This is a genomic window from Streptococcus sp. FSL W8-0197, from assembly GCF_037963785.1.
GTDB lineage: Bacteria > Bacillota > Bacilli > Lactobacillales > Streptococcaceae > Streptococcus > Streptococcus oralis_CQ.
In genome coordinates this window covers 1453086-1466158 of the sequence record NZ_CP150168.1, presented here as the reverse complement: position 1 = coordinate 1466158, position 13073 = coordinate 1453086, and the positions used below count along the sequence as shown (strand labels likewise).

Here is a 13073-nt window from a genome sequence, read left to right as displayed (position 1 = left end):
TAAAGGATAGGTGAAACGGAAAGGGATTTATCATGTCATCTTCTTATAATGTTATAATATCAAAAATAAAATAGGATGTCAATAAAAAAACTCGCTTTTTTCTAAAATATTTTTGCTGTTCAAAATTGCAATTAAATAAGCAATTTTCAGATAATTATTGAAATAAAGACTTTTCTATGTTATAATGGAAGCGATTATATGCGAGGTAAAAAATGGCACATTTATTAGAAAAAACAAGAAAAATCACGTCTATTCTAAAGCGCTCTGAGGAGCAACTTCAAGATGAACTTCCTTACAATGCGATCACACGCCAGTTAGCTGATATTATTGACTGTAACGCTTGTATTGTGAATAACAAGGGACGTCTCTTGGGCTACTTTATGCGTTATAAGACAAATAATGACCGTGTAGAACAGTTCTTCCAAACTAAAACCTTCCCTGAGGTCTATGTACAAGGCGCAAACATGATTTATGACACGGAAGCCAATCTTCCTGTTGAACATGATTTGACTATTTTCCCTGTAGAGAGCCGTGCGGACTTTCCAGATGGTTTGACGACCATCGCTCCGATTCATGTATCAGGGATTCGCCTAGGTTCGTTGATTATTTGGCGCAATGATAAGAAGTTTGAAGATGAAGATTTGATCCTTGTCGAGATTGCGAGCACGGTTGTGGGAATTCAACTGTTGAACTTCCAACGTGAAGAAGATGAGAAGAATATTCGCCGTCGTACGGCTGTTACCATGGCGGTCAACACCCTTTCCTATTCAGAACTTCGTGCCGTATCAGCTATTTTAGCTGAATTGGATGGAAATGAAGGGCAGCTGACTGCGTCTGTTATTGCAGACCGTATTGGCATTACACGCTCAGTGATTGTCAATGCGCTTCGTAAACTGGAGTCAGCGGGAATTATTGAGAGTCGTTCATTAGGAATGAAGGGGACTTATCTCAAAGTTCTAATTGGTGATATTTTTGAGGAAGTGAAAAAGAGGGATTACTAATGGCAAAAGCTTTAATCTCGATTGACTATACAGAGGATTTCGTAGCAGATCATGGAAAGCTAACTGCTGGAGCACCCGCTCAAGCAATATCAAAAGCCATTGATCAGGTAACCAGACTGGCTTTTGAACGTGGGGATTATGTCTTTTTTACCATTGATGCTCATGAGGAGAAGGATACATTCCACCCAGAAAGTAAGCTTTTTCCACCGCACAATATCATCGGAACTAGTGGGCGTAACCTTTATGGCCCCCTAGCTGATTTTTATGCTGAGCATGAGGCGGATAGTCGCGTCTTTTGGATGGACAAACGTCACTATTCAGCATTTTCAGGAACGGACTTAGATATCCGTTTGCGGGAACGTCGGGTTGATACTGTTATCTTAACTGGAGTCCTGACGGACATTTGCGTCCTTCATACGGCTATTGATGCCTATAATTTAGGTTATCAAATCGAGATTGTCAAGCCTGCAGTTGCCTCTATTTGGCCAGAAAATCATCAGTTTGCTCTTGGGCATTTTAAGAACACATTGGGAGCAAAATTACTGGATGAAAACCTTGCTGAAATTGAACTATAAGACTGTTGGAAAAATGAAAAAAATCTGAAAAAAGTGTTGACAAAGATTTTGAAAGTTGATATACTAGTAAAGTAATCGACGCGGGGATGGCGGAATTGGCAGACGCGCAGGACTAAGGATCCTGTGACCGCTTTAGGTCGTGAGGGTTCAAGTCCCTCTCTCCGCATAGGGTAAGAGTTAGCTTTGGCTAGCTCTTTTTTGTTTTTACAAATAAGATTAGAGGCTACGTTTCCTATATCGAAAAATATTGGCATCAAGAACAGTCATTGTATCAGAACATTTAAACTGAGTTTTCCATTTCATCCTATCAAGAATTTCCTCAAACACAAGTCAGAAAATGAAGAACTTAGGAGATGGAAAAATACTAATCAGAAAGATGTGACTATCATTTTTAAAATGAAGTAGATTTTTGATTGGTACTATACATCCTTATATAAGAAGAAAAGTTAGCGTTTGCTAGCTTTTTTGTTTTTTTCAAAAATAAATCAAAAAAATTTTCGATTTCATAAACATTTCATATTTGGATTTTATAATAGTCTTACAAACATGGAGGTGACAAATGAATCCAATCCAAAGAGCTTGGGCTTATGTCAGCAGAAAACGACTGAGAAGTTTTATTTTATTTCTGATTTTATTTGTCCTTTTAGCAGGAATTTCAGCCTGTTTGACTCTGATGAAGTCCAACAAAACAGTAGAAAGCAATCTTTACAAATCACTCAATACTTCATTTTCTATCAAAAAGATAGAAAATGGACAGACCTTCAAGTTGTCTGACCTTGCATCCGTGAGCAAGATTAAGGGACTGGAAAATGTCTCTCCTGAACTTGAGACGGTCGCAAAACTGAAAGACAAGGAAGCGGTGAGTGGTGAGCAGAGCGTAGAACGTGATGATTTGTCAGCTGCAGACAAGAACTTGGTTAGCTTAACGGCTCTTGAGGATTCATCCAAGGATGTCACCTTTACCAGTTCGGCTTTCAACCTAAAAGAAGGGCGACACCTTCAAAAAGGGGATTCCAAGAAAATCCTTATCCACGAAGAGTTGGCCAAGAAGAACGGTCTTTCGCTTCATGACAAGATTCGCTTGGATGCTGGTCAGTCCGAAGCTGGAAAAGGGCAAACAGTAGAGTTTGAGATTGTCGGCATCTTTTCTGGTAAGAAACAAGAAAAATTCACAGGCTTGTCTTCCGACTTCAGTGAAAACCAGGTCTTTACAGACTATGAAAGCAGCCAAACGCTTCTGGGAAATAGTGAACCGCAAGTCAGTGCAGCTCGCTTCTATGTAGAAAATCCTAAGGAAATGGACGGACTCATGAAGCAGGTAGAAAACTTGGCTTTAGAAAGTCAAGGCTACCAAGTTGAGAAGGAGAACAAGGCCTTTGAACAAATCAAAGACTCAGTGGCAACCTTCCAAACCTTCCTCACCATCTTCCTTTATGGGATGTTGATAGCTGGAGCTGGAGCCTTAATTTTGGTCTTGTCCCTCTGGTTGAGAGAAAGAGTCTACGAAGTGGGGATTCTTCTGGCACTTGGAAAAAGCAAGATCTCAATCTTCCTCCAGTTCTGTTTAGAGCTAGTTTTGGTATCTCTTGGAGCTTTGCTTCCAGCATTTGTTGCAGGAAATGCCATCACATCCTATCTACTCCAAACTGTACTAGCCAGTGGAGATCAGGTAACTTTACAGGACACGCTGGCCAAAGCAAGTGGTCTATCAACCAGTCTCCTATCCTTTGCAGAATCCTATGTCTTTCTGCTCCTGATTGGTTGCTTGTCTGTAGCCCTTTGTTTCGTATTTCTATTTAGAAAATCGCCGAAAGAAATTTTATCATCTATTAGTTAAGAAGGAGAAATCATGACTTTATTACAATTGCAAGATGTTACCTACCGTTATAAGAACACTGCTGAAGCAGTTTTATATCAGATCAAGTATAATTTTGAACCCGGAAAATTTTATAGTATCATTGGTGAGTCAGGAGCAGGGAAATCCACTCTCTTGTCCCTCCTTGCTGGTCTAGATAGTCCTGTTGAAGGTTCTATCCTTTTCCAAGGAGAGGACATTCGGAATAAGGGGTATTCTTACCATCGCATGCACCATATTTCCCTGGTCTTTCAAAATTATAACTTGATAGATTATCTTTCTCCGCTGGAAAATATCCGCTTGGTCAACAAAAAAGCAAGCAAGGATACACTTCTTGAGCTTGGTTTGGATGAAAGTCAGATCAAGCGGAACGTTCTCCAGTTATCAGGTGGTCAACAGCAACGTGTAGCCATCGCTCGCAGTTTAGTCTCAGAAGCTCCAGTTATTCTAGCTGATGAGCCAACAGGAAATCTGGACCCTAAAACTGCTGGAGATATTATCGAACTGCTCAAATCACTTGCCCAGAAAACAGGTAAATGTGTGATCGTCGTCACCCACAGTAAAGAAGTGGCACAAGCGTCAGATATTACACTTGAATTGAAGGACAAGAAACTGACTGAAACTCGCAATACTACAAAATAAGATGAGTTTGTTTTGATAGAATTATGAAATCAAATCTAGAAAGGGAACCTATGTTACACAACGCATTTGCCTATGTTACAAGGAAGTTTTTCAAATCGATTGTTATCTTCCTGATTATTCTCCTCATGGCGAGCTTGAGTTTGGTCGGCTTGTCGATTAAGGGAGCTACTGCCAAGGCTTCTCAGGAGACCTTTAAAAATATCACCAATAGCTTCTCCATGCAAATCAATCGTCGCGTCAATCAAGGAACGCCACGTGGTTCTGGGAATATCAAGGGTGAGGATATCAAAAAAATCACCGAAAATAAGGCCATCGAGTCTTATGTTAAACGCATCAACGCTATCGGAGATTTGACTGGATACGACCTCATCGAAACGCCAGAAACCAAGAAAAATCTCACTGCTGACCGTGCCAAACGGTTTGGAAGCAGCTTGATGATTACAGGTGTCAATGACTCCTCTAAAGAAGACAAGTTTGTCTCTGGCTCATATAAGCTGGTTGAAGGTGAGCACCTAACCAACGACGACAAAGACAAGATTCTCATGCACAAGGATTTGGCAGCCAAACATGGCTGGAAAGTCGGAGATAAGGTCAAATTGGACTCTAATGTCTATGATGCAGACAATGAAAAAGGGGCCAAGGAAACAGTCGAAGTGACAATCAAGGGACTCTTTGATGGTCACAATAAGTCAGCAGTAACCTACTCACAAGAACTCTATGAAAACACAGCTATCACAGACATTCACACTGCTGCAAAACTTTATGGATATACAGAAGACACAGCTATTTATGGGGACGCAACCTTCTTTGTAACAGCAGACAAGAACTTGGATGACGTCATGAAAGAGTTGAATGGTATCAGCGGTATCAACTGGAAGAGCTACACACTTGTGAAGAGCTCCTCTAACTACCCAGCTCTAGAGCAATCCATCTCTGGTATGTACAAGATGGCCAACCTCCTCTTCTGGGGTAGCTTGAGCTTCTCAGTTCTTCTCCTTGCACTCTTGCTCAGTCTTTGGATCAATGCCCGTCGCAAGGAAGTGGGAATTCTCCTCTCTATCGGTCTCAAGCAGGCAAGTATCTTGGGTCAATTTATCACAGAATCAATCTTGATTGCTATTCCTGCTCTCGTTTCTGCTTACTTCCTAGCCAACTACACAGCTCGTGCCATCGGAAATACTGTTCTTGCCAATGTGACTTCAGGTGTTGCCAAGCAAGCCAGCAAGGCAGCTCAAGCCTCTAACCTTGGTGGTGGTGCAGAAGTAGATGGCTTTAGCAAGACCTTGTCGAGCCTAGACATTTCCATTCAGACATCAGACTTTATCATCGTCTTTGTCCTTGCCTTGGTTCTAGTGGTTCTCGTTATGGCGCTTGCTTCAAGCAATCTCCTCAGAAAACAACCAAAAGAACTCTTGCTCGATAGCGAATAAAAAACTTGCTACCTATTCTCCCCTAAATGGGGTATAATATAGGTAGCATTTTTATGTATTTCATCTCCCTAAAGCCTTTCCTTTCAGGATGAAACAGGGATGATTTAAAAGAAAATTAAAGAAATGTGAAAGGTTTTTCTATGAAAATTTTAATTGTAGAAGATGAAGAGATGATTCGTGAGGGAATCAGTGACTATTTGACAGATTGTGGTTATGAGACCATTCAGGCTGCGGACGGCGAGGAAGCCCTAGAACAATTTTCCAGCTATGAAGTAGCACTAGTTTTACTGGATATCCAGATGCCCAAGCTCAATGGTTTAGAAGTCCTAGCGGAGATTCGTAAGACCAGTCAGGTTCCTGTTTTGATGCTGACAGCCTTTCAGGATGAAGAATACAAGATGAGTGCTTTTGCTTCTCTAGCAGACGGCTATCTGGAAAAACCCTTCTCCCTCTCCCTCTTAAAAGTGAGGGTAGACGCGATTTTCAAGCGCTACTACGATACAGGACGAGTCTTCTCCTATAAGGACACCAAGGTGGACTTTGAGAGTTACAGTGCAAGCCTCGCAGGTCAAGAAGTGGCCATTAATGCCAAAGAGTTGGAAATTTTGGACTATCTGGTAAAAAATGAAGGACGAGTCTTGACCCGCTCTCAGATTATTGATGCCGTCTGGAAGGTGACAGATGAGGTTCCCTTTGACCGTGTCATTGATGTTTACATCAAGGAACTGCGGAAAAAGCTAGACTTGGATTGTATCCTCACAGTGCGCAATGTTGGTTATAAATTGGAGCGAAAATGAAACGAACAGGTTTATTTACAAAGATATTTATCTATACCTTCTCGATTTTTAGTGTTCTGGTTATTTGTCTTCATTTAGCTATTTATTTTCTCTTTCCGTCAACTTATCTGAGTCATCGTCAGGAAACCATTGGTCAGAAAGCGACAGCCATTGCCCAATCCCTAGACGGAAAAGATAGGCAAAGCATCGAGCAAGTGTTGGACTTGTATTCCCAGAGCAGTGATATCAAAGGGGCTGTCAAGGGAGAGATGACCGAAGACAAGTTAGAAGTCAAGGACAACCTTCCTCTGGACACGGATCGCCAGACCACTTCCCTCTTTATCGAGGAGCGTGAGGTGAAAACGCAAGATGGTAGCACCATGACTCTCCAGTTTTTAGCGTCCATGGACTTGCAAAAGGAAGCAGAGCAGATCAGTCTCCAATTTCTTCCTTATACCTTGCTAGCATCCTTTCTGATTTCCCTCTTGGTGGCCTACATCTATGCTCGTACCATTGTTGCCCCGATTTTGGAAATCAAGCGGGTGACCCGTCGGATGATGGATTTGGATGCCCAAGTGCGATTGCGCGTGGATTCTAAGGATGAGATTGGTGATCTCAAGGAACAAATCAATAGCCTTTACCAGCATCTTTTGACTGTCATTGCGGACTTGCATGACAAGAATGAAGCTATTCTCCAGCTGGAGAAGATGAAGGTTGAGTTCCTACGAGGGGCTTCTCATGAATTGAAAACTCCACTAGCTAGCTTGAAAATCCTAATCGAAAATATGAAAGAAAATGTCGGCCGTTATAAGGATAGAGACCACTATCTTGGAGTTGCCTTGGGGATTGTGGATGACCTCAGCCACCACGTTCTCCAGATACTGTCTCTTTCTTCTGTTCAGGAATTGCGAGACGAGAAAGAAGAGGTCGACCTTCTTCAGATGACGCAAAGTCTGGTTAATGATTATGCTTTGCTCGCCAAGGAGAGAGAACTTCAGGTGGACATTAGCCTAACCCGTCAGCAAGCTTACATAAACCCATCTGTCATGAAACTGATATTATCGAATCTCATCAGCAATGCTATCAAGCACTCCACTCCAGGCAGCTTGGTTCGAATTGGTGAAAGAGAAGGGGAGCTCTATATCGAGAATAGCTGTAGTCCTGAGGAACAAGAAAAATTGGCCCAGTCTTTTTCTGACAATGCTAGTCGCAAGGCCAAGGGTTCGGGGATGGGGATCTTTGTGGTCAAAAGTTTATTAGAACATGAGAAATTACCTTATCATTTTGAGATCCAGGGTGATCGATTGACCTTCTTCATACGTTATCCCAAAGTCACTCTGGACTAAGGAGAAGAAAGGGGTTACATTGATTGGATGAGAAGAAATTCAATCTAAAGTATGGGAAAAACTAGCTTTTTTTATCAAAAAGTGATAAAATGAACAATGTAAATGGGATGTCCCAAAAAATATATAGGAGGCCTGACAAATGGCAATCGTTTCAGCAGAAAAATTTGTCCAAGCAGCTCGTGACAACGGTTATGCAGTTGGTGGATTTAACACAAACAACCTTGAGTGGACTCAAGCTATCTTGCGTGCAGCAGAAGCTAAAAAAGCTCCAGTTTTGATCCAAACTTCAATGGGTGCTGCTAAATACATGGGTGGTTACAAAGTTGCTCGCAACTTGATCGCTAACCTTGTTGAGTCAATGGGTATCACTGTACCAGTAGCTATCCATCTTGACCACGGTCACTACGAAGATGCACTTGAGTGTATCGAAGTTGGTTACACTTCAATCATGTTTGACGGTTCACACCTTCCAGTTGAAGAAAACCTTAAATTGGCTAAAGACGTTGTTGAAAAAGCACACGCTAAAGGTATCTCAGTAGAAGCTGAAGTTGGTACTATCGGTGGTGAAGAAGACGGTATCATCGGTAAAGGTGAATTGGCTCCAATCGAAGACGCTAAAGCAATGGTTGCAACTGGTATCGACTTCTTGGCAGCTGGTATCGGTAACATCCACGGTCCTTACCCAGCAAACTGGGAAGGTCTTGACCTTGACCACTTGAAGAAATTGACAGAAGCTCTTCCAGGCTTCCCAATCGTATTGCACGGTGGTTCAGGTATTCCTGATGACCAAATCCAAGCAGCGATCAAACTTGGTGTTGCGAAAGTTAACGTTAACACTGAATGTCAAATCGCATTCGCTAACGCAACTCGTAAATTTGCTCGTGACTATGAAGCAAACGAAGCAGAATACGACAAGAAAAAACTCTTCGACCCACGTAAATTCTTGGCTGACGGTGTAAAAGCTATCCAAGCATCAGTTGAAGAACGTATCGACGTATTCGGTTCAGAAGGTAAAGCTTAATCTAGCTGAACAATACATACAGAACCTGCCCATTGGGTGGGTTTTTTGGTTTGTGAATATATAGCCAATATACTGTAGAAGAACCAATCTTAAGTTGCTAAAAGATTCTAATTTTTGTACAATAATGCTATGAAAAAACTGAAAAAATGGTGTTTTGGCTTCATTAGTTTGCTTCTTTTGTTTTTACTCGCTACATTCATCTTTCACCGTATCAGTTTGGAAAAGGAACAAGCCTCACTAACACCTGTGGGACAGCAAGTTCTTGTCAATGGTCATCAAATGAATGTTTATGTTCAAGGTGAAGGACCTGAGACTATAGTAGTTATCTCAGGTGCTGGTATTGCTTCTCCTATATTGGATTTTAAAGAAGTATCGGAATCCTTATCGAAACAGTATAAGCTAGTTATCGTGGAGAGGGCGGGATATGGTTATAGTGATGATAGCAATCATTCAAGAGATGTGATGGAGGTTTTGTCTGAGACTCGCCAAGCTCTTTCCCAAGCAAATATCACAGGGCCGTTTATCATTCTGTCTCATTCCATGGCTAGTCTAGAGAGTTTGGCTTGGCAGGAGAAGTATCCTGATGAAGTGAAAGCCTTGATTGGTCTGGATTGGGCACTGCCGTCAAGTTATGAGAATTTAAAGGATAATCAGGCCTTGCTCACTGTGGCATATTGGAGTAGCAAGATTGGTTTATTACGCTATTTACCTGAGTCTTTTTATATAAAAAATCAAACTCTGACCGAAAATGAACGAAAACAATATAAACTTCTAGCTTATAAGCAGTTGATGTCACAAGCCATGCTTTATGAATCTCAAACGGTAAAGGAAAATGCTAAGAAAGTTCCCTCTAGCATCAATCCGAAAATTCCCACCTTATTACTGGTATCTAACGGCGAAGGCACCAGTTTTAGCCAATCAGAATGGCAACGTTATGCAGAGAGATTTGCAAGCGACCAGTCTAATGTTCAAGTCGTCTATATGGATGCGCCTCACGACCTCTATCATTATCAAAGTCATGAAATAGTTTCTCAGATTGAAGATTTTTTAAAGAGTAATTGATGGTTTAGAGATCATTTTAATTTTAGACAGATGACAATAATTAAATGCTGAAAGATTAACAGTAGAATCGTGAATTTTTTCGATTAAAAAAATTCTTTTTCTTACCAAAAACCCTGCCCATCGGGCAGGCTTTTTTTGATGTTTTAAGTAAACTACTAAACCAGAATTTTTGTTTAAAAGTATGATTTTAAGAGAGAAATCTCTAATTTCATAATCTATAGGCAAACGCTTGCATTCTAGTTTTTATTGGACTATAATAGGTTGGTATAAATCCTTCTGTAATAATATTGAGAAGGTGTAGAAAGCAAGGATTTAGAATATTTGTAGCCAAAAATACAATGTTGCTATTCCTTGCGACAGGGAGATAGACATGGCAATGATAGAAGTGGAACATCTTCAGAAAAATTTTGTGAAGACAGTAAAGGAACCGGGCTTGAAGGGAGCTTTGCGCTCCTTTATTCATCCTGAAAAACAGACCTTTGAAGCGGTCAAGGATTTGACTTTTGAAGTTCCCAAGGGGCAGATTTTAGGTTTTATCGGGGCAAATGGTGCTGGGAAGTCGACAACCATCAAAATGCTAACAGGGATTTTGAAACCGACATCTGGTTTTTGTCGGATTAACGGCAAGATTCCGCAGGATAATCGCCAAGATTATGTCAAGGATATTGGAGTCGTTTTCGGACAACGTACCCAGCTATGGTGGGATTTGGCTCTGCAAGAGACCTACACGGTTTTGAAGGAGATTTACGATGTGCCAGACTCGCTCTTTCACAAGCGCATGGACTTTTTAAATGAGGTCTTGGATTTGAAGGACTTTATCAAAGACCCCGTGCGCACTCTTTCACTTGGCCAACGGATGCGGGCAGATATTGCGGCTTCCTTGCTCCACAATCCCAAAGTTCTCTTTTTAGATGAGCCGACCATTGGTTTGGACGTTTCGGTCAAGGATAACATTCGTCGCGCTATTACCCAGATCAATCAGGAGGAAGAAACAACCATCCTCTTGACCACTCATGACTTGAGTGATATTGAGCAGCTCTGTGATCGGATTTTCATGATTGACAAGGGGCAGGAGATTTTTGATGGAACGGTGAGTCAGCTCAAGGAAACCTTTGGCAAGATGAAGACTCTTTCCTTTGAACTGGTGCCAGGTCAAAGTCATCTCGCTTCTCACTATGAAGGCTTGCCTGATATGACCATTGATAGACAAGGAAATAGCCTTAATATTGAATTTGATAGTTCCCGCTACCAGTCGGCTGATATTATCAAGCAAACCCTGTCTGATTTTGAAATCCGTGATTTGAAAATGGAGGATACGGATATTGAGGATATTATCCGTCGCTTCTACCGAAAGGAGCTCTAAGATGGTCAAATTTTGGAGACGTTATAAACCCTTTATCAATGCAGGGATTCAGGAGTTGATTAGCTATCGAGTCAATTTTCTTCTCTATCGGATTGGCGATGTCATGGGGGCTTTTGTGGCCTTTTATCTCTGGAAGGCAGTCTTTGATTCCTCGCAAGAGTCCTTGATTCAAGGCTTTAGTATGGCAGATATCACCCTCTACATCATCATGAGTTTTGTGACCAATCTGTTGACCAAGTCAGATTCTTCCTTCATGATTGGGGAGGAGGTCAAGGATGGTTCCATTATCATGCGCTTGTTGCGACCAGTGCATTTTGCGACCTCTTATCTCTTCACAGAGCTTGGATCTAAGTGGTTGATTTTTATCTCTGTTGGATTGCCATTTTTAAGTGTTATTGTCTTGATGAAAATCTTATCTGGGCAAGGTATTGTAGAAGTGCTGGGCTTAACTGTCCTTTATCTCTTTAGCTTAGCCCTAGCCTACCTAATCAACTTTTTCTTTAATATCTGCTTTGGATTTTCAGCCTTTGTCTTTAAAAATCTATGGGGTTCCAATCTACTCAAGACTTCCATAGTGGCTTTTATGTCTGGGAGTTTAATTCCCTTGGCTTTCTTTCCCAAGGTGGTTTCAGATATTCTGTCCTTCTTGCCTTTTTCATCTTTAATTTATACTCCAGTTATGATCATTGTTGGGAAATACGATGCCAGTCAGATTCTTCAGGCATTCGCTTTGCAGTTTTTCTGGCTCTTAGTGATGGTGGGCTTGTCTCAGTTGATTTGGAAACGAGTCCAGTCCTTTATCACCATTCAAGGAGGTTAGTATGAAAAAATATCAACGCATGCATCTGATTTTTATCAGACAATACATCAAGCAAATCATGGAATACAAGGTTGATTTTGTGGTTGGTGTGCTAGGAGTTTTTCTGACTCAAGGCTTGAACCTCTTGTTTCTCAATGTGCTCTTTCAACACATCCCCTCGCTAGAAGGTTGGACTTTTCAAGAAATCGCTTTTATCTATGGATTTTCCTTGATTCCCAAGGGACTGGACCATCTCTTTTTTGACAATCTCTGGGCACTGGGGCAACGATTGGTGAGAAAGGGAGAGTTTGACAAGTACCTGACGCGTCCTATCAATCCGCTCTTTCACATCCTCGTTGAGACCTTTCAGATTGATGCCTTGGGCGAACTATTGGTCGGTGGTATTTTGTTAGCGACCACAGTGTCTAGCATTGGTTGGACTCTTCCAAAATTCCTGATTTTTCTAGTCTGTATTCCTTTTGCGACCTTGATCTATACTTCCTTGAAAATCGCGACTGCCAGCATCGCTTTTTGGACCAAGCAGTCAGGTGCCATGATTTATATTTTCTATATGTTTAATGATTTTGCCAAGTATCCGATTTCCATTTACAATTCGCTTCTTCGTTGGTTGATTAGCTTTATCGTGCCTTTCGCCTTTACGGCCTACTATCCTGCCAGCTATTTCTTGCAGGACAAAGACGGGCTCTTTAACATCGGTGGTTTGATGTTGATTTCCCTTGTTTTCTTTGTTATTTCTTTAAAACTCTGGGACAGGGGCTTGGACGCTTACGAAAGTGCGGGTTCGTAAGATATAAAATAGGATGAGATTTAAACATTAAATATGTTACAAACAACCGTTGAAAATTATAGCGGTTGTTTTTGCATGTTTATTAAGGCATAAATTCTATCCATACCCCTTTTTGCGATTTTGGTAATTATTCCAGTTGATTGCTACTATTTTTGATGGGAGGAATGAGTTTATATTGTACCCAGTTAACTATAATATTTATTGACTAATCTATTTGTTAACATGGATTAAAAAAAAAATTAACCTGGGTTAATTTTTCTTGACTTAAATTTTTTTAATTGATATACTATTTTTCAGAGAGCTAACAATTATATATAAATGTACTACTCTATCCCACTAGATAATACGTCATAAAACTTTTTATAACAAAGGCTAGCAAAGTTAAAGTTTTCTAT

General features: G+C 40.9%; 12 protein-coding genes and 1 tRNA gene. All 13 read left to right on the top strand.

Annotated elements, in window-relative coordinates; all coding sequences use genetic code 11:
* Positions 1 to 212: 212 nt before the first annotated feature.
* On the top strand, positions 213 to 1001 hold the full coding sequence (gene codY, locus NYE79_RS07360; protein ID WP_000940725.1) for a GTP-sensing pleiotropic transcriptional regulator CodY: 789 nt from the start codon (positions 213 to 215) through the stop codon (positions 999 to 1001).
* Positions 1001 to 1576 carry an isochorismatase family cysteine hydrolase gene (locus NYE79_RS07355; RefSeq protein WP_096753642.1) on the top strand — a complete coding sequence of 192 codons (576 nt, stop codon included), beginning with the start codon at positions 1001 to 1003 and terminating at the stop codon, positions 1574 to 1576. Before codY ends, NYE79_RS07355 begins: the two co-directional genes overlap by 1 nt.
* Before the next feature lie 80 nt (positions 1577 to 1656).
* A tRNA-Leu gene (locus NYE79_RS07350) sits at positions 1657 to 1742 on the top strand.
* A 393-nt stretch (positions 1743 to 2135) separates the two neighbouring features.
* Entirely contained in the window at positions 2136 to 3413 is a 1278-nt protein-coding gene (locus NYE79_RS07345) for an ABC transporter permease (protein ID WP_339293661.1), read from the top strand.
* Positions 3414 to 3425: 12 nt separating this feature from the next.
* A complete protein-coding gene (gene vex2 / locus NYE79_RS07340) occupies positions 3426 to 4073 on the top strand; it encodes an ABC transporter ATP-binding subunit Vex2 (RefSeq protein WP_000173737.1) in 648 nt (215 codons plus the stop codon).
* Between the two features lie 50 nt (positions 4074 to 4123).
* Positions 4124 to 5503, top strand: coding sequence for an ABC transporter permease subunit Vex3 (vex3, locus tag NYE79_RS07335; RefSeq protein ID WP_042902562.1), 1380 nt, complete (start codon positions 4124 to 4126; stop codon positions 5501 to 5503).
* 140 nt (positions 5504 to 5643) lie between these two features.
* On the top strand, positions 5644 to 6300 hold the full coding sequence (vncR, locus tag NYE79_RS07330) for a response regulator transcription factor VncR (protein WP_049518934.1): 657 nt from the start codon (positions 5644 to 5646) through the stop codon (positions 6298 to 6300).
* Complete coding sequence (gene vncS, locus NYE79_RS07325; RefSeq protein WP_049518935.1) at positions 6297 to 7625, top strand: sensor histidine kinase VncS; 1329 nt, start codon at positions 6297 to 6299, stop codon at positions 7623 to 7625. The genes vncR and vncS overlap by 4 nt, the downstream gene beginning before the upstream one ends.
* A gap of 139 nt (positions 7626 to 7764) precedes the next feature.
* Positions 7765 to 8646, top strand: coding sequence for a class II fructose-bisphosphate aldolase (locus NYE79_RS07320; protein ID WP_001018995.1), 882 nt, complete (start codon positions 7765 to 7767; stop codon positions 8644 to 8646).
* 129 nt (positions 8647 to 8775) lie between these two features.
* Positions 8776 to 9708 carry an alpha/beta hydrolase gene (locus NYE79_RS07315; protein WP_268721649.1) on the top strand — a complete coding sequence of 311 codons (933 nt, stop codon included), beginning with the start codon at positions 8776 to 8778 and terminating at the stop codon, positions 9706 to 9708.
* A gap of 370 nt (positions 9709 to 10078) precedes the next feature.
* A complete protein-coding gene (locus NYE79_RS07310; protein WP_049518937.1) occupies positions 10079 to 11071 on the top strand; it encodes an ATP-binding cassette domain-containing protein in 993 nt (330 codons plus the stop codon).
* Position 11072: 1 nt separating this feature from the next.
* Complete coding sequence (locus NYE79_RS07305) at positions 11073 to 11891, top strand: ABC-2 family transporter protein (RefSeq protein ID WP_049518938.1); 819 nt, start codon at positions 11073 to 11075, stop codon at positions 11889 to 11891.
* A gap of 1 nt (position 11892) precedes the next feature.
* Entirely contained in the window at positions 11893 to 12678 is a 786-nt protein-coding gene (locus NYE79_RS07300; RefSeq protein WP_049479566.1) for an ABC transporter permease, read from the top strand.
* Positions 12679 to 13073: the final 395 nt, after the last annotated feature.

Excerpts from the sequence above, each read along its gene's own strand:
- codY (WP_000940725.1), top strand. The coding sequence starts at position 213 with ATGGCACATTTATTAGAAAAAACAAGAAAAATCACGTCTATTCTAAAG.
- NYE79_RS07355 (WP_096753642.1), top strand. The coding sequence starts at position 1,001 with ATGGCAAAAGCTTTAATCTCGATTGACTATACAGAGGATTTCGTAGCA.
- NYE79_RS07345 (WP_339293661.1), top strand. The coding sequence starts at position 2,136 with ATGAATCCAATCCAAAGAGCTTGGGCTTATGTCAGCAGAAAACGACTG.
- vex2 (WP_000173737.1), top strand. The coding sequence starts at position 3,426 with ATGACTTTATTACAATTGCAAGATGTTACCTACCGTTATAAGAACACT.
- vex3 (WP_042902562.1), top strand. The coding sequence starts at position 4,124 with ATGTTACACAACGCATTTGCCTATGTTACAAGGAAGTTTTTCAAATCG.
- vncR (WP_049518934.1), top strand. The coding sequence starts at position 5,644 with ATGAAAATTTTAATTGTAGAAGATGAAGAGATGATTCGTGAGGGAATC.
- vncS (WP_049518935.1), top strand. The coding sequence starts at position 6,297 with ATGAAACGAACAGGTTTATTTACAAAGATATTTATCTATACCTTCTCG.
- NYE79_RS07320 (WP_001018995.1), top strand. The coding sequence starts at position 7,765 with ATGGCAATCGTTTCAGCAGAAAAATTTGTCCAAGCAGCTCGTGACAAC.
- NYE79_RS07315 (WP_268721649.1), top strand. The coding sequence starts at position 8,776 with ATGAAAAAACTGAAAAAATGGTGTTTTGGCTTCATTAGTTTGCTTCTT.
- NYE79_RS07310 (WP_049518937.1), top strand. The coding sequence starts at position 10,079 with ATGGCAATGATAGAAGTGGAACATCTTCAGAAAAATTTTGTGAAGACA.
- NYE79_RS07305 (WP_049518938.1), top strand. The coding sequence starts at position 11,073 with ATGGTCAAATTTTGGAGACGTTATAAACCCTTTATCAATGCAGGGATT.
- NYE79_RS07300 (WP_049479566.1), top strand. The coding sequence starts at position 11,893 with ATGAAAAAATATCAACGCATGCATCTGATTTTTATCAGACAATACATC.